This is a genomic window from Cryobacterium sp. HLT2-28, assembly GCF_004402495.1.
Lineage (GTDB): Bacteria > Actinomycetota > Actinomycetes > Actinomycetales > Microbacteriaceae > Cryobacterium > Cryobacterium mannosilyticum.
Window position 1 is genome coordinate 26,352 of record NZ_SOFH01000018.1, and the last position, 19,727, is coordinate 46,078.

Genomic DNA, 19,727 nt, shown 5'->3' on the forward strand with positions numbered 1-19,727 from the left:
ATTGGCAGATGGCATTCGACGCGCATGACGCAGGCACAGACCTGACCGGGATTCAACGAGAAGTCCTCGACTGGAACGTCTTCGCCGACGCGGCCCGCACGCTGGCCGCGGAGGTTGTGGCCAGCGGCTACCAGACGGATGTCGTGATCGCCATCGCCCGCGGCGGCCTGCTGCTCGCGGGCGCGATGTCCTACGCCCTCGGCACCAAGAACTGCGGCAGCATCAACGTGCAGTTCTACACCGGCGTGGACGAGCGGCTGCCGGAGCCGGTCCTGTCCGGCCCGATGCTCGACGCCCCGGCGCTCGCCGGGCTGCGCGTGCTGCTGGTCGACGACGTGTCCGACTCCGGGCACACCCTCGCGCTCGTCGTGGATCTGCTGCGCGAATGCGCGGCCGAGGTGCGCACGGCCACCCTCTACACGAAGCCGCGGACGGTGCTCGTCCCCGACTACACCTGGCGGGAGACGGACCGCTGGATCGTCTTCCCGTGGTCGTCGCTGCCCGTGGTGGCCCCGGACGCCTCCGCGACCGTCCCCGTCGCCGCCGTCCTCGTCGCAGTCGAGGGAGTCCTCGCGTGAGCGTGCACCTGGTCGGTGGCGGCTGGACGCCCGAACACGACCCCGCCGTCTACGCGCCGTTCCTGGTCGAGGCCACGGCGCGGGGAGTCGCCCTGGGCCGCACCGCGCCGCGGATCGCGATCATCGCCGTGCGCGATGGCGACGGCGCCGAACACGCGGCGAACCTCGTGGCCGCGGTCGGCGCCGCGGGCGAGCTCGAACCGAAGATCACCAGCCTCGCCCACGGCGCCCTCGCCGGCCTGCTCGCCGTCTCCGAGGTCGACGGCATCGTCATCGGCGGCGGGCTCACCTCGGCCTATCTCGCGGCGGTCGCCCCGATCGCGGGCGAGATCCGCCGCCAGGTGGCCGCCGGCATCCCGTACCTCGGGTTCTCCGCGGGCGCCATGATCGCGGCCGAGCGTGCCCTGATCGGCGGCTGGCGGATGGGCGGGGTCGAGGTGACCGCTCAGGATGCCGCCGAAGGCCTCGACGAGGTCACCATCGAACCCGGCATCGGGCTGCTCGACGTCACGGTCGAGGTGCACGCGGCGCAGTGGGGAACGCTCTCCCGGCTCGTCGCGGCCACCGAGGCCGGCCTGATCGACGGGGGACTGGCCATCGACGAGAGCACGGCCCTGATCGTGGGCGTCGGCGCCCTCAGCGTCGTCGGGGCCGGCAGCGTCTGGCGGGTCAGCCAGGCCGACGGCGGCGTGCTCGTCAGCACCTTCGGCGCCTGAGCCGCTCCCCGGTGCCGTCGACAACGCTGGAGACGCTCGCCCGCTCCGGCGCGATCGATCCGGGCTGGGCGCGGGCGCTCGAGCCGGTGTCGGACGAGGTCGCGGCGATGGACGGGTTCCTCAGCGCCGAGACCGCGGCCGGGCGCCCGTGGCTTCCGCCGGCCGGCACGGTCTTCCGGGCGTTCCGGGACCCGTTCGACGCCGTGTCGGTGCTCATCCTCGGCCAGGACCCGTATCCGACACCGGGGCATCCGATCGGCCTCGCCTTCGCGGTGGAGCGACACGTGCGCCCGCTGCCGCAGAGCCTCCGGAACATCGCCGCGGAGCTGCGCGACGACGTGGGCGTCACGGCCGCCAACGGAGACCTCTCGCCCTGGGCCGACCAGGGCGTGCTGCTGCTCAACCGGGTGCTCACCGTGCAGGCGGGGATCTCGGGGTCGCACCGGCGGCGCGGCTGGGAGAGGATCACCGAGCAGGCCATCCGGGCGCTCGTCGCGAGGAGGCGCCCCCTGGTCGCGATCCTCTGGGGCAGGGATGCCGGCCAGGCCCGGCCGCTGCTCGGCGACACGCCCGTGATCGAGTCCGCGCACCCGAGCCCGCTGTCGGCGCGCCGCGGGTTCTTCGGGTCCCGGCCGTTCAGCCGGGCGAACGACTGCCTCGTGGCGGCCGGGGCGGCCCCGGTGGACTGGTCGCTCGGGTAATCTGGAATCTTCCGGGGTGAGGAGTAGTACGTGCTTGAAGAGGAATACCAGCCGCGCCGACAGCTGCCCCGGCACCTCCGGCCGCGGCCGGAGGTCGAGGCCCCGTTCGAATACACGATGCGCGACGCCCAGATCACGGACCTGCCGTACATCCGCGAGATCTACAACTACTACGTCGCCAACAGCACGGTGACCTTCGACGTCGACCCGATGACCCTCGCCGCGTGGCGGAGCAAGTTCTACTACCTCGGCAAACTCGGGATGCCGTTCATCGTGGCCGTGTCGCCGGCCGGGCAGATCCTCGGCTACGCGCTCGTCAGCCCCTGGAAAGAGAAGCGGGCCTACCGGTTCACGGTCGAGAACTCGATCTACCTCGGCGCGGCCTCCACCGGCAAGGGCCTCGGCCGGGTGCTGCTGGGGGAACTGATCACCCGGTCGAAGACGGCCGGCCTCAAGGAGATCATCGCGGTGATCGCCGATCAGGGCGCCGACGCCTCGATCACGTTGCACCGCGACTACGGCTTCGAGGAGATCGGCCGGATGGGCAAGGTCGGCTACAAGTTCGACCGCTGGCTCGGCACCGTGCTGATGCAGAAGAGCCTCAAGTAGGACCGGCGCGGGTCAGGCGGTCGGACCCGAGCGGTTCATCCGGCCCACCACGGTGACGACCGTGCGATGGGGGAGCCGGCCGGCAACCTGGGCGAACACGGAGTTGCGCAGGCCGCTCACCGCGTGCGGCGGGGTGGACGCCCGGTCGAGGGCCGTGAACGTGGTGCGCATGACGTCGGCCACCGTGAGCAGGTCCCGGTAGGAGTCGGCGCTGCGCCCGGCGACCTCGAAGAACTCGGTGTCCACCGGGCCGGGGCAGATCGCCGTGACCTTGAGGCCCGACTGCCTGGTCTCGTACCAGAGCGCCTCCGTGAAGCTGAGCACATAGGCCTTCGTCGCAGCGTAGACGGCCATCTTCGGCACCGGCTGGAACGCCGCGGTGCTCGCCAGGTTCACCAGGGCGGCGCCGGCCGGGTGGGCCCGGCTGGCCCGGAGCAGGTCGGGCAGCAACGCCCGGGTGAGCGCGGTGAGCGCCGTGACGTTGAGCGAAACCTCCTCGGAGAGCCGCACCGGGTCGGTGTCGGCCAGGGTACCGTAGGTGGCGAAACCCGCGTTGTTGACGAGCGTGCCGACGGTGATGCCGCGGGTGTGCAGGTCGGCGACCAGCTCGGCGACGGCGCCCGGCGCGGCGAGGTCGAGCGGGATCACCGTCGACACCGTGCCGTACTTCTCGGCCAGTTCGACGGCCAGGCCCTCGAGACGGTCCTGGCGCCGGGCGGTGAGCACGAGGTCGGCCCCGCGCTCGGCGAGCTCGCGCGCGAAACCGGCACCTAGCCCGCTCGAGGCCCCCGTGACGAGGGCGACGGTTCCGATCGGGTTGAACACTCTGTTTCTCATGGTTTCAGGCTAGCGAGTCGGCCCGCGTACAGTCGAGGGATGACCGATGCCCCCCTCGACCTGCCCGAACGGCACACGGTACTGCGTTCCTTCGCCGGCCACCTCGACGCCGCCCCGACCGTCGTCTACCCGCGTCTGCTGCGGGCACTCGAGCCCCGCGCCGGGGCCGGCGGCCGGTTCCTCTCCGACCCGGCGCAGCGACTGATCGTGGTGCAGGGCGGTTGGTGGTACCGCGGCGAGTACCGGGTGCTCGAGGAGGATTCCGGCTCCGTCGTGCAGTACGAGATCATCAACGTGGCCCAGGTCGCACACTGGGCCGGCACCTGGGCGGCGCGTTCGGTGCTCACCGCGGCGCCCCGGGCGTTCCAGGCCCTCCTGACCGGAATCGGGGCCTGACCGGCATGACCGAGCCACACGAACTGACCGCCCTTGAGCAATGGCAGGCCCTCCAGCGCGGCGAGTTCAGCCCCTCCGAGCTGACCCGGCACTTCCTGGCCCGGATCAAGGCGGCCAACCCCGCCCTCGGCGCGTTCGTCACCGTCACCGCGGAGGCCGCGCAGGCGCGGGCCCGTCACCTCGAAGAGCACGTGCCGCAGACGGCGCCGCTCTGGGGACTCCCGTTCGCCGACAAGGACCTCCAGCTCCGCGCCGGGGTGCCCGCCCGGTTCGGCTCCCGGCTGATGCGGGACTTCGTTCCCGCGGAGTCCGACGACCTCGTGGCCGCGCTCGACGCGGCCGGCGGGGTGAGCCTCGGCAAGACCAGCACTCCGGAGTTCGGCCTGCCCGCCTACACCGAGAGCCTGGCGGCCGCCCCTGCCCGCAACCCCTGGAATCCCGACCTCGGCGCCGGGGGATCGAGCGGCGGGGCGGCGGTCGCCGTCGCGGCGCGCCTGCTCCCGTTCGCCCCCGGCTCCGACGGCGGCGGATCGATTCGCATTCCGGCCGCGGCATGCGGCCTGGTCGGACTCAAGCCGTCCCGCGGCCGGGTGCCGGCCGCGTCCGGGATCGACACGCTCGGCGGCCTCAGCGTCGGCGGGCCGCTGGCGAGGACCGTGGCGGATGCCGCGCTGCTGCTGGACGCGATGATCACTCCCCGGGGCGGGCATCCGTCGCACCCGTTCGCCCTCCGCGCCCCCGGCGAGGAGGCCCCGCTGCTGGCGGCGGCCGTGCGCGGGGACGGCCGGTTCCAGCTCGGGGTGATGACCACCTCGGCCTGGGACGGTGACTACCCGATCGACCTCGCACCCGAGGCGATGGCGGCCCTTGACCTCGCCGTCGCCGAGTTCGCCGCCATCGGGCACGGCCTGGAGGAGACGGCGCTCACCCCGGACGAGAGCTACGCGCCGGCCTTCCGCACGATCTGGCAGGCCGGGGCCGCGAGCATCCCGGCCGAGACCGAGGAGGAGCTGCTGCTGCTCGAGCCGCTCACCCGGTGGCTCGTCGGCCGGGGCCGCGCCCTCTCGGCGCGCACCCTGGCCGAGGCGCTCGCCGCGCTCGCCGCCTACGAACGGTCGTTCATCGGCCAGCTGTCCCGCTTCGACGCCGTGCTCACCCCGGCGCTGGCGATGACACCGCGCCCGGTGGGCTGGTACGACCGGGAGGACGGCGAGGCGAACTTCGCCCAGCAGGTGCGGTACACCCCGTTCACGTCGATGGTGAACGTGGCCGGGCTGCCGGCCATCGTGCTGCCGGTGCTGCAGACCGAGGGCGGCCTGCCGATGGGCGTGCAGCTGATCGGCCGGCCGGGCGGCGAGGCCACCCTGCTGGCCCTCGGCGCCCAGCTCGAGCGGCGCCTGCGCTGGCAGCACCGGGTGCCGCCCGAGCGGTGAGGATGGTGCGGCCAGGGGGCCGGCCGGCCGGACGCCCGAACGTTCCGGCCGACCAGGTCAGCTCCGCGGGGCTCGCGCTGCCGGGCGGGACGGGAACCAGAAGCGGTCGCCGGTGAGGAAGACCAGAGCGGGCACCACCAGCGTGCGCACGACGAGGGTGTCCAGCAGCACGCCGATGCAGACGATCACGCCGATCTGGGTGAGGGCGACCACGGGCAGGACGCCGAGGACGGCGAACACCGCGGCGATCAGGATGCCGGCGCTGGTGATGACGGCGCCGGTGGAGGAGAGGGCGCGCACCATTCCCTCCTTCGTGCCGTGATGCTGGGCCTCCTCCCTGGCCCGGGTGGTCAGGAAGATGTTGTAGTCCACCCCGAGCGCCACCAGGAACAGGAACGCGAACAGCACGACGTTGGTGTTGAAGGCGGGGAAGCCCATCAGGTTCTGGAAGATCGCGTTGGAGGCGCCCAGGCTGGCGAAGAACGTCGCGAGCACGCTCACGATCAGGAGCACCGGCGCGACCAGCGAACGGAGCAGGATGGCCAGGATGCCGAAGACGATGGCGAGGATCATCGGGATGATCAGGTCCTGGTCGGCCTGCGCGCTCGTGCGGTTGTCGAGCGCGGTGGCATCGCTGCCGCCGACCAGCGACTCGGAGACCGCACCGGAGGCATCCGCGTAGCCGGCGCGCAGCGCGGCGAGGGTGCCGAAGGTCGCTTCACTGCCCGGCTCGCTCGCCAGCGAGAGGTTCAGCCGGGTGCGGCCGTTCGCGCTCTCGCCCGGCTGCACGGCCTCGACCCCGGTCGTGGCGGAAGCGAGGTCCGCGGCCTCGGCGGCCTCGGCATCCGGGGCCAGGACGACGGTCTGGCTGGTCAGGCCGGCCGAGAAGGACCGGTCGACGATCTTCTGCGCCTGCACCGACTCCGGGTTGCCGAGCAGCTGGTCGGCCTGGGAGAGGCCGACGGATGCCCCGAGCAGGCCGAGGCTGAGCGCCCCGATGCCGGCGATCGAGGTGACCACGATCAGGGCGGGCCGGCGGGCGACGCCGCGGCCGAGCCGGGTCCAGAAGCCCTCGCGGGCCGGCTCGAGGCCGGCCTGGAAGCGGGGGACGAACGGCCAGAACAGGCCGCGGCCGCAGACCACGAGCGCGGCGGGCAGCACGATCAGGGCGAAGAGGATGGCCACGACGACGCCGATGGCGCAGGCGAAGCCCAGCGCCCGGTTGCCGGAGAGCTCGGCGAAGAGCAGGGTGAGCAGGCTGAGCGCCACCGTGCCGCCGCTGGCGGCGATCGCCGGTCCGGCGCTGCGCACGGCGGTGAGCATGGCCGCGTTGCGGTTTTCCGCCCGGAGCAGTTCCTCCCGGTAGCGGGCGACGAGCAGCAGGGCATAGTTCGTGCCGGCCCCGAAGACCAGGACGGACTGGATGCCGGACACCGACGGGTCGAGCACGATGCCGAACGGTCCGGCGAGGGCGCCGACCACGACCGTGGACAGGCCGTCGGCCAGGCCGACCACGACCAGGGGCACGATCCAGAGCACGGGGCTGCGGTAGGTGACGATCAGGAGCACCGCGACGACGATCACGGTGACGAGGAGGAGCCGGAGGTCGGCACCGGCGAACGCGTTGGTGATGTCGGACTGGAAGCCGACCGGACCGGTGACGTAGGCGGTGAGCCCGGTCGGGAGGTCGGACGAGGCCGCCGAGCGGATGTCCGTCGCGGTCTTCCCGATGTCGGCGGTCGCCTTCTTCGCCTCGAGCGGCACCACGCTGATGGCGGCCCGCTTGTCATCGCTGAACCGCGGCGTCGTCGCCCGGGGGGCGGTGGACTGCTCGCCGAGCGCGGCAGCCCGGTCGGTGATCGCCGTGACGTCGGCGGCGGAGAGGTCGGCGCCCGTCCGGCTCCACACCACGATCGCGGAGGTCTGCTTGGCCGAGGGGAAGTCCGCGAGGAGCTTGTCGACCTGGGCGGCCTGGCTCGAACTCGGCAGCCCGGAGGTCGGGAAGTCCTCTGACTTGTCCTGCGGCAGCAGGCTGAACAGCAGCCCGACGGCGACCGCGGTCCCGGCGAGAACGAGCCAGGCCGTGCGTCGACCGGTGATGAACCGCAGGATTGCGATCACATTTTCCTCCAATGAGCCTTATTGCTAAGCATCCTAGCTATGTTTGCACTAGTATGACCGTTATGGATCAGCGCCGCAACTCAGTTCCCGACGCCGCGCGCGGCGTCGGAGACGCCGCAGGCGAGACCGGCGTGAACGACTCCGGCTTCAATGACATCGGCGTCAATGACATCGGCGTCAATGACATCGGCCTGCCCCGCTCCGGCGGGATCGGCAATCAACTGCGCAAGATCGTGACGCTCTCCCGGGACTTCGAGCGCCACGTCGGCGCCGCCCTCACGGTGAACCCGACCGACCTGTCCGCGATGGAGCACCTGATGGTCTCCGGGTCACTCACCCCGAGCGAACTCTCCCGGCGCCTGGACATCTCCACGGCGGCGACGACCCTGGTCGTGGACCGCCTGGTCACGCTGGGTCATGCCCAGCGGCATCCGCACGCCTCCGACCGGCGGAAGGTCGTCGTCGTGCCCGCCGCGGCCTCCGTGGCGAAGGCCGTGGACGAGCTGATGCCCGTCATCGGCGGAGTCGCCTCGCTCACCCAGGAGCTCTCGCCCGAGGAGCGGGTCGTCATCGAGGCCTTCCTCACCCGGGTGGTGGGTGTCTACGAGTCCGCGCTCGCCCCCGACCGGGCACTCGATGTCGGCGGGCCGTCCGCCGAGTAACCGGAGGCCGGAGTTCCGAGCCCTGTCATGGGTTCATGCAGCCGTGGGTTCATGCAGCCATGGGTTCATGCAGGGTGCCCTTATTTTGAGCAATTCAAAATAACGGCTAGCGTGGGGGACATGACGGCGACCGAGGTGACGCAGACCGAGGTGACGCAGCGGAGCGCCGAGGCCTCCGGCCCCGCGCCGGTTCCCGCCGCGGACGCGCTCGTCGAGAGCATCCGTGCCGCCGGACTCAAAGTCACCGCGCCGCGCCTGGCCGTGCTGCGCGCGCTGGCCGACGCGCCGCATTCGAGCGCCGACCGGTTGTTCACCGTCGTGCGCGCCGAACTCCCGGGCACCTCGCTCCAGGCCGTCTACGGGGTGCTCGCCGCGTTCACCGACGCCGGGCTCGCCCGCAAGATCGAACCGTCAGGCTCCGCGGCCCTGTTCGAACGCCGGGTCGGCGACAACCACCACCACATCGTCTGCACCCGCTGCGGCACCGTGCGCGATGTCGACTGCGCCGTCGGCGAGGCACCCTGCCTGACGCCCGACGACGCCGCCGGCTTCGCAGTGCGTGCCGCCGAGGTGACCTATTGGGGCCTGTGCCCCGCCTGCCAGGTCGAACTGGCCACCACTCGTACCGGACCACCACTGCTGTCGAACAAAGGAGCACGATGACTATCAAGCCCACCACCACCCAGACGGGAACGCCCGTCGCCAGCGACGAGCACTCCCTGACCGTTGGAACCGACGGAGTCACAGCCCTGCACGACCGCTACCTGGTCGAGAAGCTCGCCCAGTTCAACCGCGAGCGCATCCCGGAGCGCATCGTCCACGCCAAGGGCGGCGGGGCGCACGGCACGTTCGAGGTCACCGGTGACGTCTCCGCATACACCCGCGCCGCGGTCTTCCAGCCCGGCACCACCACCGACACGCTGCAGCGCTTCTCCAGCGTCGCCGGCGAGCAGGGCAGCCCCGATACCTGGCGCGACGTGCGCGGCTTCTCGGTGAAGTTCTACACGGCCGAGGGCAACTACGACATCGTCGGCAACAACACCCCCGTCTTCTTCATCCGCGACGGCATCAAGTTCCCCGACTTCATCCACTCCCAGAAGCGCCTGCCGGGTTCCGGTCTCCGCGACGCCACGATGCAGTGGGACTTCTGGACCCTCTCTCCCGAGTCCGCGCACCAGGTGACCTACCTGATGGGCGACCGCGGCCTGCCGCGTTCCTGGCGCGAGATGCCCGGCTTCGGCTCGCACACCTACCAGTGGATCAACGCCGAGGGCGAGCGCTTCTGGGTGAAGTACCACTTCACCTCCAACCAGGGCAACATCGAGATGGAGGGCTCGGAGGCCGAACTCATCGCCGGCGCCGACGCCGACTACTACCGCCGCGACCTGCACGACGCCATCGAGGCCGGCGACTTCCCGTCCTGGGACGTCTCGGTGCAGATCATGCCCTACGAAGACGGCAAGACCTACCGCTTCAACCCGTTCGACATCACCAAGGTGTGGCCGCACGCCGACTACCCGCTGGTCAAGATCGGCACGCACACCCTCAACCGCAACCCGCAGAACTTCTTCGCCGAGATCGAGCAGGCCGCGTTCTCGCCGGCCAACTTCGTGCCCGGCATCGCGGCGAGCCCCGACAAGATGCTGATGGCGCGCATCTTCTCCTACCCCGACGCGCAGCGCTACCGCGTCGGTACCAACTTCGCCGAGCTGCCGGTGAACGCGCCGAAGGCGCCGGTGAATAGCTACTCGCAGGATGGCGCGGCGCGCCACCACTACAACGCCCCGGAGGCGCCGAACTACGCCCCGAACTCGCTCGGCGGCCCCGTCGCCGACCCGCTCCTCGCGGCGGAAGGCGGCTGGGAGAACGACGGCGAACTGCTCCGTGCCGCCGCGCGGCTGCGCAGTGAGGACAGCGACTTCGGCCAGGCCGGCACGCTCTACCGCGACGTCTACGACGATGCGGCCAAGGCTCGGTTCCTGGACACCATCACCGGCGCCATCAGCGGCGTCGAGCGCCCCGAGGTCACCGAGCGGGCCATCGGCTACTGGACCAGCGTGGACGCCGACCTCGGTGCGAAGCTCCGGGCGAACCTCGCGGCCTGGGCCGAGGCAGACCTGCTGGCCGAGGCATCAGCGGGCTACGCCGCCGAGTAGTCCAAAGCCGCCGGGTAGCACTGACGGGAACGCCCGGCCTCCTCGCGGAGGCCGGGCGTTCCCGGTTCTGCCGAAGGGCCTCGACGACCGCGGCCCCAGCGTCACACGGGCGGGAGCAGGGTGGTGAGCGCAGCCCGCAGGCGGGCGTCGGCCTCGGCCGCGACGTCCTTGATCTCCGGCGCGTGGCTCAGCTCCACCATGATGGCCGGGTTGATCGCCTGCACCGTGGTCTGGGCGGCGCCGGGCGCGCGCCGCACCACCACGTTGCAGGGCAGCAGCGCCCCGATGCTCGGGTCGGCGGCGATCGCCCGGCTGGCGAGCTGCGGGTTGCAGGCGCCGAGGATGAGATAGTCACCCACCGCATCCGCCTGTTCCGCACCGAGTTTCGCGGTGAAGGTGGCGTGCACGTCGATCTCGGACAGCACCCCGAACCCCTGGTCGGCCAGGGCGGCCCTGATCAGGCGAACGGCCTCGTCGAATGAAGCATCCACGGTGATGGTGTGTGCGTAGCTCATTGTCCTTCTCCTCTGCTGGTTGGTTACTCCGGTACCGGCGCGGCCGATTCGTGGGTCATGGCCTCGCTGCGAGCCCAGAGGGCGGCGGCCAGGGCCGGGTCGTACGCCTGCGGGTTCGCCTTCTGCACCACGCGCTTCTCGTAGTACTCACCCGAGATCCAGTCGGTGCCCGGCGTCGCCGTGGCCAGCCAGGTCAGCGTGTCGGCGCCCTGCTCCGGCGGCATCAGGAAGCGCTTCAGCGGGGTGCGGTAGATCAGGCGCATGACGCTCGTCGAGTCGGCGGCGAAACCTGTCGCGACCACGCCGGGGTGGAACGCGGCGGCGGAGATGCCCTGGTCGTGGTAGCGGTGGTGCAGCTCCCGGGTGAAGAGGATGTTGGCCAGCTTGGCGTTCCCGTAGGCCCGGTTCGGCGAGTAGGAACGCTCCGCGTCGAGGTCGTCGAGGTCGAACTTGCCGAAGACGCTGTTCGCGGCGCTGGAGGTGTTGACCACGGTGGCCGAACTCTCGCTGAGCCGGTCGATCAGGAGCGTCGTCAACAGGAACGGAGCGAGGTGATTGACCTGGAAGGTCTTCTCATGGCCGTCCACGGTGAGCTCGCGGGTGCCCATGATGCCGCCGGCGTTGTTGGCCAGGACATCGATCCGCGGGTAGCGCTCCCGCAGTTCGGCTGCGAGGGTGCGCACCTCGTCCAGCCGGGCGAAGTCGGCCACGAAGTAGTCCACGTCGAGGTCATCGGCGATCGACGCCGTCTTGGCGGGGGAGCGCCCCACGATCACGACGTGCTCGCCGTCCGCGCTGAGTTTGCGGGCGGCGGCGGCCCCGATGCCGTCGCTGGCGCCGGTGATGATGATCGTTCGCTTACTCATCTGTGTTCCCCCTGGGCGAGGTAGCCGCCCCTGTCGAGTCCGGCTTCGATTTCGAACCGGTTCCGGAGCGGATTGCGGCCGGCCACCAGGTAGAGCAGCGGGAAGACCATCCCGTACCGCTGCCACTGGCGTTTGTGCACGGCCTCGTGTTCCAGGATCCGGTCGGTGACGTTCTGGTCGGTCAGGTAGCAGCCGCCCACGCAGGAACCGCCGCGACCGAAGGCCCAGGCGGGCATCCCGCGGAAGACCACGAGGCCGCCGCGGCGTTCGACCCGGCCGGTGCTCCAGACGGAGCCCCAGACCAGGCCGACCAGGGTGGCGTACAGGTAGCCGGCCCGGCTGACGGGGGAATCGAAGAGGATGCTGCGCACCTCCCCAGCGTAGGCGCTATCGGCGACCGAGGCCCGCGGGATCACCCGCGGCCCGGCCCGACCCAGCTGATCAGACGGTCATCTCGAGTGGCCGGAATCGTTCGGTTCCTCCGCCGTGAGCGAACCGGCGTGGGCGCGTGCGGTTGGGTCTCGGCGCACCTTGACCAGGCTGGCAACGGTCGTCACGGTCAGGACGACGCCGATGACGATGAGGCTGAGGTTGGTGCTGACCTCCGGTACTCGGTCGTCGAGGCCATGCCCCCAGTGCAGCACGAGCTTGACGCCGATGAAGGCCAGGATGATTGCCAGACCGGTGGAGAGGTAGACGAGGCGGTCCAGGAGCCCCTTGACGAGGAAGTAGAGTGCGCGGAGCCCGAGAAGGGCGAAGGCGTTCGCGGTGAAGACGATGTACGGTTCGTCGGTGATCCCGAAGATCGCCGGGATCGAGTCAAGCGCAAACAGGAGGTCCGTGCTGCCGATGGCCAGCAGCACGATGAAGAGCGGCGTCACCGCTCGGCGGCCGTCCAGGCGTGAGAACAAGCGGCCGCCGTCGTACTCGTCGGTGACCGTCAGGCCGCGACGGGCCACGCGCACCAGTACGTTGTCCTGCACATCCGGGTCCACATCGCGGTGCCGGTAGAGCTGGACGGCCGTGAAGATCAGCACCAGACCGAAGATCAGGAACATGAAGGAGAAGAGCGAGAGCAATGCGGCACCGAGCGCGATGAAGATCGCTCGCATGACCAGGGCCAGCGCGATGCCGAAGATGAGTACCTTCTGCTGGTACTTAGCGGGCACGGCGAAGGTCGTCATGATGATTACGAAGACGAAAAGGTTGTCGATGGAGAGGCTTTTCTCCACGATGTAACCGGCGAAGTATTCCGCACCGAATTCCCACCCCACCTGCGCGGCCAAGACCAGGCCGAAGCCGATGGCCACGGCAATGTAGAGAATCGACGAGATCACTGCTTCGCGGAACTTGACCTCGTGCGGCCGGGCAGCAGCGAGACCCAGGTCCAGGGCGAGCAGCCCCAGGATGACGGCGATGGTGAGCGCCCAGCGGAGCGTGGTCACTTCGAGCATGGGTGGCCTTCCCGTTGATTGAGACGAGTCCGGCGTCCACCGGGAATCGTTCACCCAGAATATAGGGATGGGACGGCAACCACGCGCTCTCGGGTCCACCGTCCGGATCTGTGCCGATACGCTCCCTGCGCCTCGTGGCGCAGGTTTGAGAAGCGGGCGGGCGGTACACCGTGCGCCGGCTTCGCAAACCTGAGCCGCGAGCTGGTTCCGCCTTCGGCAGACCGGACGGCCGCGGGCCGAAGAGCTCGGACTACGGGTCGGCGGTCCGGGTCACGGCCGGCCGTACTCCTCGAGCAGGCGCAGCCAGACCTCGCTCATCGTCGGGTAACTCGGAACGGCATGCCAGAGCCTGCCGATCGGAACCTCGCCGACCACGGCGATGGTGGCCGCGTGCAGGAGCTCAGCGACGTCCTGGCCGACGAAGGTGACCCCGAGCAGCACCTCCCGGTCGAGGTCGACGATCGCCCTGGCCGTTCCGGTGTAGCCGTCGGCGTGCACGCTCGACCCGGCGACCCAGCCCAGGTTGTAGTCGAGCACCCGGATGCGGTGTCCGGCCTTCTCCGCGGCCGCCTGGGTCAGCCCGACCGACGCGACCTCGGGGTCGCCGAAGGTCACCTGGGGGACCGCGGCGTGGTCGGCCGTGGCGACGTGGGTTCCCCAGGGTGCGTCATCGACCGGCCGGCCGGCGGCCCGCGCCGCGATCACATCGCCGGCCGCCCTGGCCTGGTACTTCCCCTGGTGGGTGAGCAGGGCGCGGTGGTTGACGTCCCCGGTCGCGTACAGCCACTGCCCGGCCAGCTCCGGCGCGGCTCCCCGCACGAGCATGGTGTCGTCGACCGTGAGCCAGTCGCCCGGGGTGAGGCCGACCGTCTCAAGGCCGAGGTCACCGGTGTGCGGCACCCGGCCGGTGGCGACCAGCACCTCGGCGGCGGTGACGGTGGTTCCGTCGTCGAGGGTGAGCGCGACCCGGCCGTCCTCGGTGCGCACCGCGCTGGTCGTGGACACCCCGGTGAGCACGGTGACGCCGCTCTCCCGGAGCGAGGTCGTGACGAGGTCCCCGGCGAACGGTTCCATCCCGCCGAGCAGGCGGCGGCGCACGACCAGGGTGACGTGGGCGCCGAGGGCGGCGTACGCGGTGGCCATCTCGACCGCGACGACGCCCCCGCCGATGACGGCGAGGCCCGCCGGGATGCTCCGGGCGCTGGTGGCCTCCCGGCTGGTCCACGGTGCGACGTGGGCCAGGCCGGGGATGTCGGGCAGCAGCGCGGCGGAACCGGTGCTCACGACCACGGCGTGCGCCGCCGTCAGCACGGTCGTGCTGCCGTCCGGGTGGGTCACGGTCACCTCGCGCACCCCGGTCAGCCGGGCGTGGCCGCGCACCAGGTCGATTCCGGCCTTCGCCAGCCACCTCACCTGGCCCTCGTCCGACCAGTTGCTCGTGAAGGAGTCCCGGCGGCGCAGCACGGCCGCGACATCCAGCTCGCCGGTGACGGCCTCGGCCGCGCCGCCGACGCGCCGGGCGGCGGTCACGGCGGCCCCGCTGCGCAGCAGCGCCTTCGACGGCATGCACGCCCAGTAGGAGCATTCGCCGCCGACCAGTTCGCTCTCGACGATCACCGTGCGCAGGCCGCCCTGCACCGTGCGGTCGGCGACGTTCTCGCCCACCGCCCCGGCGCCGATCACGATCACGTCGTAGTCCGTGCTGCTGTCGGTCGGTTCTGCCATGGCTGTTCTCCTGACTGCGGGGCGGGGTGGTGGTGGTGGTCAGCGACCGACGAAGGCCGCCGGCGTGCGGGTGAGGAACGACTCCATGCCGATCCGGGAATCCTCGGTCACGGCGAGGCGGGCCAGGGCCGGCTGCAGTTGCGCCTCGGCAGCGCCGTCGCCGTCCCGCACCGCGGTGCGGGCGTTCGCGAGAGTCGCCTGCACCGCGAGCGGCGCCTGGCCGGCGACGCGCTCGGCCAGTTCGAGGGCGCGCTCGAATTGGGTGCCGTCCGGCACGACCTCCTGCACCAGACCGATCCGGTGGGCCTCGGCCGCATCGAACATGTCGCCGGTGAGGATCCAGCGCATCGCGTTCCCCCAACCCGCGGTCCGCGGGAACCGGATGGTGGCGCCGCCGAAGGGGAGGATGCCCCGGGCCACCTCGATCTGCCCGAACCGGCTGGACTCGGCCGCGATCGAGATGTCGCTGGCCAGCATGAGTTCGATGCCGAGGGTGAGGCAGGTGCCCTGCACGGCCATCACGACGGGCTTGGACAGCGTCCGGCCATCGACCTGCCAGGGATGGATTCCGCCCTCCGGCACCATATCGAGGCCGTCCGGGCCGAGACGCGGCCCGATATCGGCCAGATCGAGTCCGGCGGTGAAGTGGTCCCCGACCGCATAGACCAGGCCGACCCGCAGCTCAGGATCGCGTTCGAGCTCCCCGTAGGCGAGGGCGAGCTGCTGCAGCAGGGCGAGGTCGGCGGCGTTGCGCTTCTCCGGCCGGTTGAACCCGATCAGGAACACGTGTCCCCGCCGCTCGGTGATGATCCTCGGCTGGTCGGAAACGGGGTTCTGCAGACTCACGGATGCCTCCTTTGGCGTCGTGACGCTCGGCGCGTCGGTCCCATGCTACGGGGCGGATGCGGCGGGACGGATGCCGCGGGTCGCGCTGTGCGGGTGCGCCGGCGGACTCCCCGGTCAGCGGGTGAGAGCTCCGATGATCCGGAGGATGCTCGGCAGGTCGTCGGCGGCCGCCTCGGGTGAGGCAGGCGCGAAGCCGGCGATGGTCGCCCCGGCGAGGGTGAACTCGCCACGCAGCGCGGTGATCGCGCGGTTGAGCGCGTCGAGGCTCAGGCCGAACGGCATCAGGTCGGCCAGCCCGGCCAGGGTGGCCGGATCGAGCACATCGAGGTCGATGTGCAGGTAGAACGAACTCGCCCCGGTGGCGCGCACCGCGGCGACAAGGACATCGGGGGAGGTGAGGTCGTCGATGGACAGCGTCGCCACCGAGCGTTCCTGGATGAGCTCGGCCTCGGCCGGGTCGATGTCACGCGCCCCGCCGAGGATGACCCGCTCCAGCGGCACCCGGTCGTCGCCGGTCAGCGCCAGGCCGTCGGTGCCCTCGCCGATGATGGCGCGCAGCACCATGCCGTTGAACGCGCCGGACGGAGACGTCTCCGCCGTGTGCAGGTCAGGGTGCGCGTCGAGCCAGACCAGGGCGAGTTCGCCCGGATGCTGCCGGGCGGCGTGTTCGACGGAGGCGAGGGACACCCCGCAGTCACCGCCGATCGTCAGCACCGGCGTCGTCGTGGTGCGCAGCAATGACGCCAGGCGCTCGCGCACCATGACCAGGGTGGAGAACCGGTCGATCCCGGTGTCGAGGGCATCGCCTGCCTCGACCGGGACGGGGACCTCCCGCGTCGCGGACGAGGGAAGATCCCCTCGGATGGCCTCCGCCCCGTCACTCAGGCGCATCGCGCGAGGAGAAACCGAACCCTGCCACTGCGGTACAACAACGAAGGTGGGAGCCATACCCTCAGTATGCTCCCCTCCGCTTGCGGCGCGCGAGCGGGTGGACCGCGTGTGCGGCACCCGATCGCCTGGCCGGCTTCCCGCGCCGGCTACTTCTCGATCTCGCTCGCGCCCCCGGCCTTGAGCGCGGCCAGCCGGGCGTCGACCTCGGTGAGCTCGCCGAGGTCCTCGAGGCTCTCGAACTGGGCGTCGAGGCTGGATGCGGCCAGCTCGCTGGCGCCGCGAACCCGGGCCTCCTCGCGGCGGATCTTGTCCTCGAACCGGGAGACCTCGCTGGTCGGGTCCATGATGTCGATGCTCTTGACGGCATCCATCACCTTGGTCTGGGCCTCGGCGGTCTTCGACCGGGCGATCAGTTCATTTCGCTTGGAGGCAAGCTGGTTCAGCTTCTCCTTCATGGCATTGAGCCCGTTCTTGAGCTGGGCGACGACGGCCGACTGGGACGCGATCTGGGGCTCGGCGATCTTCGCCTCCTTCTCGGACTGCAGCTGGCGGCCGAGGGCCACCTTTGCCAGGTTGTCGAACCGGTCGGCGTCGGCGGCGGCGCCCGCGGCACGCAGCTCGTCCGCCTTGCGGCTAGCGGCCAGCGCCTTGCCGCCCCATTCGGTGGCCGCTTCCACGTCTTCTCGGTGGTCGTCCTCGAGCAGGCGCAGGTTGCCGATGGTTTCGGCGATGGCGCTCTCGGCGTCGGCGATGCTGTTGGTGTAGTCGCGCACCATCTGGTCGAGCATGAGCTTCGGATCCTCGGCGGAATCCAGGAGCGCATTGATGTTTGCCTTCGCGAGCTGGGCGATGCGGCCGAAGATGGACTGTTTTGTCATTGCAATGTCCTTTCGAGGAACAGACGGGGGTGAGACCATTCTGTCGGTGTGTGCTGGGCGAATGTGCCGGTTATGAGTGAAAACGTCGATGACGGATGCCGCGCTGAACCTAGAACCTGCCCCCGCCTCCCCGCCGTGAACGGGTGGCCGCCCCGCCGAATCCGCCGGGGATGCCGAAGCCGCCGCCCCCGCCGCGGCGTCCGCCCCCGCCGCCTCCTCCGAAGATGCCGCCGCCCCCGCCGCCGCCTCCGCCGAGGATCGAGTTGATGATGATGCCCCCGAGAATGGCGCCCATCATGCCGTTGCCGCCCCCACCGCGGTTGCCGCCTCCGCCCGCGAAGACGTCGCCGAGCCCGCCGGCCGCCTGGCCGCCCGAGAACCCGTTGACGTCGTTCCGGGCGAGGGCGATGGCGTTCGCGGCCAGGGAGTTGGCCCGGGCGGCGGCGGCGAGGGCGGCATCCGGGTTGACGGCGCTCGCCGACTCCGCCTCGACCAGGAGGCGCCCGGCCTCGGCGAGGCGGGTGCGTGCCTCCGCACCGACCGCGCCCCGCCGGGCCGTGATGAAGTCCTCGGCGGCGGAGACCTGGGCGCGGGCGGCCAGCAGGTTCTGGTTCAGGGCGGCCTGGGCGCGCTGGGCGCTCGCCACGGCGTCGCGCACGCCCTGCAGGGCCGCATCCATCCGGGTGTTGGCGGCCTCGAGCCTCTGCATCAGTTCGAGCGGGTTGATCCGGGCGGTCGAGAGCCGGCCGGTCACCTCGCCGATGGCCTGCTCGGTCGCGGCGATCACGCCGGGCAGGGCGCCGGAGGCGGAGGTGTCCGCAGGCAGCCCGCTGGCGGTGACCAGGTCGGCCTGCAGCTCGGCGAGGGTCGAAGCCACGCTGGCGGTGGCGGTCTGCAGGTCCGTGCCGAGCCGGTCGACGGCGTCGAGCAGCAGCCTGGCCTGATCGACCGATTCCTCGGCCGCGCGCACCCCCACGGCGGCGGCGGCGGTCTCCCCGGCGCTCAGGCGGGTGTTCGCCTCGGCCAGGGCTGCCCCGGCGAACGCGATCCGTTCGCGCGCCTGGCGCGGGTTGTCCGAGACAGTGGCGATCGCGTTGTCGGTGTACCGGGCGGTCAGGGTGGCCAGGGCCGCGTCGGCCGAGGTGACGCGCGCCTCGATCGCGGCGGCCTCCTGGGTTGCCGCTGCGACGGCCTCCGGAGCCTTCTTCTCCAGTTGCCGGAGCTCGTCGAAGTCGTCGGTCTGTTCGTCGAGGGCCGTGTTTGCCCGGGTGCAGAGGTCGATGATCCCGGCATACCAGTCCCGCTGCTGGGCCTCCGAGTCCGGCTCGGAGTCGTCGAGCCGCTGCTGCAGGGTGAACGCCTCGGTGAGTTGCGCCTTCGCGGCCGCCAGGGCGGTCTGGAACGCGCCGGTCGCCGCGGAACCGTACTGGGCGATGGCGAAGCCGAGTTCCTGCTCGCTCGACTTCACCGCGTCATCCGTCTGCACCAGCGCGCTCGCCGCGCGGCGCTTCAGCTCCGCGGTCGGCAGGGCCGGCAGGCCCGTCGGCGGCACGCCGGCAGGCGGAAGCTGGGCCTTCCTTCTGCCGCGCACGATGAAGAAGACCACGGCGCCCACGAAGAGGAGACCGATCACGATCAGGATCACCAGGATGACGCCGATCGATCCGCCGCCTCCCTGGCCGGGGGTGGCATCGCCCGGGGTGATCTGCGGGGCGGTGATGGCGGTGCCCTTGATGCCGGCGCGGAGGCCGTTCGCCGCCCCGATGGCCGCGCCGGCCCAGTCGTTGACCCGAAGGGCCGGCTCGATCGCGACGGTCTCGACCTCACGGAGCTGGGCGTCGGTGAGGGCGAAGTCGGGGGCGACCGACAACTGGTATTCCCGGTCGCCGGTGGCGATGGCCAGCAGCACGTCGTTGGTGCCGAGACCGTTGTCATCGGCGGTCTTGTCCGCCCACTGCTGGCGGTCGGCCACCCCGGTGAACGCGTCGACGTAGACCACGAAGAGGTCGGTGCGGGTATCGGCGTAGAGCGTGTCGAGGGCGGCGGTAACCTCGGCGCTGCGCGCGGTGACGGCGCCGACCTTGTCCGCGATGTGGCTCGCGCCGAAGGTGACGGGGTCTTCGGCCCAGGCAAGGGTGGGGGCGGAGAGGACGGGGACGGCGAAAGCGAACAGGGCCGCCACTGCGACAGGGATCAACCACCGTGACCGCATGGGCCCACATCCTCACAAACCGTCGATTTGCTGGTGTTACTCGTGCCGAGCATAGAACGGTCTGGCGTTTCGCGTCCAGGAACCTGCGGGGTGCTTTCGCCGGGCGGAGCGAGCAGCCGGCCGGCCGGGTG

At 71.1% G+C, this 19,727-nt stretch carries 20 protein-coding genes; 9 read left to right on the forward strand and 11 right to left on the reverse strand.

Going from position 1 to position 19,727, the window contains the following annotated elements:
- The first annotated feature begins 8 nt into the window (after positions 1-8).
- The 4 genes from E3O48_RS07695 to E3O48_RS07710 are packed head-to-tail and all read left to right on the forward strand — an operon-like array spanning position 9 to position 2,604.
- Positions 9-578 carry a phosphoribosyltransferase gene (locus tag E3O48_RS07695; protein ID WP_134537966.1) on the forward strand — a complete coding sequence of 190 codons (570 nt, stop codon included), beginning with the start codon at positions 9-11 and terminating at the stop codon, positions 576-578.
- On the forward strand, positions 575-1,294 hold the full coding sequence (locus tag E3O48_RS07700) for a Type 1 glutamine amidotransferase-like domain-containing protein (protein WP_134537967.1): 720 nt from the start codon (positions 575-577) through the stop codon (positions 1,292-1,294). The genes E3O48_RS07695 and E3O48_RS07700 overlap by 4 nt, the downstream gene beginning before the upstream one ends.
- Before the next feature lie 11 nt (positions 1,295-1,305).
- Positions 1,306-1,995, forward strand: a complete 690-nt coding sequence (locus E3O48_RS07705) for a uracil-DNA glycosylase (RefSeq protein WP_134537968.1) — start codon at positions 1,306-1,308, stop codon at positions 1,993-1,995.
- A gap of 30 nt (positions 1,996-2,025) precedes the next feature.
- A complete protein-coding gene (locus E3O48_RS07710; protein WP_174774772.1) occupies positions 2,026-2,604 on the forward strand; it encodes a GNAT family N-acetyltransferase in 579 nt (192 codons plus the stop codon).
- A gap of 12 nt (positions 2,605-2,616) precedes the next feature.
- Here E3O48_RS07710 and E3O48_RS07715 read toward each other — a convergent pair whose 3' ends face one another.
- Positions 2,617-3,441, reverse strand: coding sequence for an SDR family oxidoreductase (locus E3O48_RS07715; RefSeq protein ID WP_134537969.1), 825 nt, complete (start codon positions 3,439-3,441; stop codon positions 2,617-2,619).
- A 39-nt stretch (positions 3,442-3,480) separates the two neighbouring features.
- Here E3O48_RS07715 and E3O48_RS07720 point away from each other — a divergent pair, with 39 nt between their 5' ends.
- Together E3O48_RS07720 and E3O48_RS07725 are read left to right on the forward strand one after the other, a co-directional pair.
- Positions 3,481-3,837, forward strand: a complete 357-nt coding sequence (locus tag E3O48_RS07720) for a hypothetical protein (protein WP_134537970.1) — start codon at positions 3,481-3,483, stop codon at positions 3,835-3,837.
- A gap of 5 nt (positions 3,838-3,842) precedes the next feature.
- Positions 3,843-5,270: an amidase gene (locus E3O48_RS07725; RefSeq protein WP_134537971.1), complete on the forward strand. Its 1,428-nt coding sequence runs from the start codon at positions 3,843-3,845 to the stop codon at positions 5,268-5,270.
- Positions 5,271-5,327: 57 nt separating this feature from the next.
- Here the strand turns inward: E3O48_RS07725 and E3O48_RS07730 are convergent, their stop codons facing one another.
- Positions 5,328-7,391 carry an MMPL family transporter gene (locus E3O48_RS07730; protein ID WP_134537972.1) on the reverse strand — a complete coding sequence of 688 codons (2,064 nt, stop codon included), beginning with the start codon at positions 7,389-7,391 and terminating at the stop codon, positions 5,328-5,330.
- A 62-nt stretch (positions 7,392-7,453) separates the two neighbouring features.
- Between E3O48_RS07730 and E3O48_RS07735 the strand changes: the two genes are divergently transcribed.
- The 3 genes from E3O48_RS07735 (at position 7,454) to E3O48_RS07745 (ending at position 10,209) form a co-directional block, all read left to right on the forward strand.
- Positions 7,454-8,053 (forward strand): MarR family winged helix-turn-helix transcriptional regulator, encoded by a 600-nt coding sequence (locus E3O48_RS07735; RefSeq protein WP_134537973.1) that lies wholly within the window; start codon positions 7,454-7,456, stop codon positions 8,051-8,053.
- Positions 8,054-8,173: 120 nt separating this feature from the next.
- The gene (locus tag E3O48_RS07740) at positions 8,174-8,716 is read left to right on the forward strand and encodes a Fur family transcriptional regulator (RefSeq protein WP_134537974.1); all 543 of its coding nucleotides are present in this window, start codon (positions 8,174-8,176) and stop codon (positions 8,714-8,716) included.
- Positions 8,713-10,209 carry a catalase gene (locus E3O48_RS07745; protein WP_134537975.1) on the forward strand — a complete coding sequence of 499 codons (1,497 nt, stop codon included), beginning with the start codon at positions 8,713-8,715 and terminating at the stop codon, positions 10,207-10,209. The genes E3O48_RS07740 and E3O48_RS07745 overlap by 4 nt, the downstream gene beginning before the upstream one ends.
- A 101-nt stretch (positions 10,210-10,310) precedes the next feature.
- On the opposite strand, the gene E3O48_RS07750 is transcribed toward E3O48_RS07745, so the two are convergent.
- The 9 genes from E3O48_RS07750 to E3O48_RS07790 form a co-directional block, all read right to left on the reverse strand.
- The gene (locus E3O48_RS07750; RefSeq protein ID WP_134537976.1) at positions 10,311-10,724 is read right to left on the reverse strand and encodes a DUF302 domain-containing protein; all 414 of its coding nucleotides are present in this window, start codon (positions 10,722-10,724) and stop codon (positions 10,311-10,313) included.
- 23 nt (positions 10,725-10,747) lie between these two features.
- Positions 10,748-11,590: an SDR family NAD(P)-dependent oxidoreductase gene (locus E3O48_RS07755; protein ID WP_134537977.1), complete on the reverse strand. Its 843-nt coding sequence runs from the start codon at positions 11,588-11,590 to the stop codon at positions 10,748-10,750.
- On the reverse strand, positions 11,587-11,961 hold the full coding sequence (locus tag E3O48_RS07760) for a Fe-S oxidoreductase (RefSeq protein ID WP_134537978.1): 375 nt from the start codon (positions 11,959-11,961) through the stop codon (positions 11,587-11,589). The genes E3O48_RS07755 and E3O48_RS07760 overlap by 4 nt, the downstream gene beginning before the upstream one ends.
- A gap of 78 nt (positions 11,962-12,039) precedes the next feature.
- On the reverse strand, positions 12,040-13,044 hold the full coding sequence (locus E3O48_RS07765; RefSeq protein WP_134537979.1) for a TerC family protein: 1,005 nt from the start codon (positions 13,042-13,044) through the stop codon (positions 12,040-12,042).
- Positions 13,045-13,314: 270 nt separating this feature from the next.
- A complete protein-coding gene (locus E3O48_RS07770; protein ID WP_134537980.1) occupies positions 13,315-14,769 on the reverse strand; it encodes an NAD(P)/FAD-dependent oxidoreductase in 1,455 nt (484 codons plus the stop codon).
- 39 nt (positions 14,770-14,808) lie between these two features.
- A complete protein-coding gene (locus tag E3O48_RS07775) occupies positions 14,809-15,615 on the reverse strand; it encodes a crotonase/enoyl-CoA hydratase family protein (protein ID WP_241982452.1) in 807 nt (268 codons plus the stop codon).
- Between the two features lie 114 nt (positions 15,616-15,729).
- Positions 15,730-16,506: an arginase family protein gene (locus E3O48_RS07780; protein ID WP_241982453.1), complete on the reverse strand. Its 777-nt coding sequence runs from the start codon at positions 16,504-16,506 to the stop codon at positions 15,730-15,732.
- A 146-nt stretch (positions 16,507-16,652) separates the two neighbouring features.
- Positions 16,653-17,384 (reverse strand): PspA/IM30 family protein, encoded by a 732-nt coding sequence (locus E3O48_RS07785; protein WP_134537982.1) that lies wholly within the window; start codon positions 17,382-17,384, stop codon positions 16,653-16,655.
- A 109-nt stretch (positions 17,385-17,493) separates the two neighbouring features.
- A complete protein-coding gene (locus E3O48_RS07790; protein ID WP_134537983.1) occupies positions 17,494-19,596 on the reverse strand; it encodes a TPM domain-containing protein in 2,103 nt (700 codons plus the stop codon).
- Between the last annotated feature and the right edge of the window lie 131 nt (positions 19,597-19,727).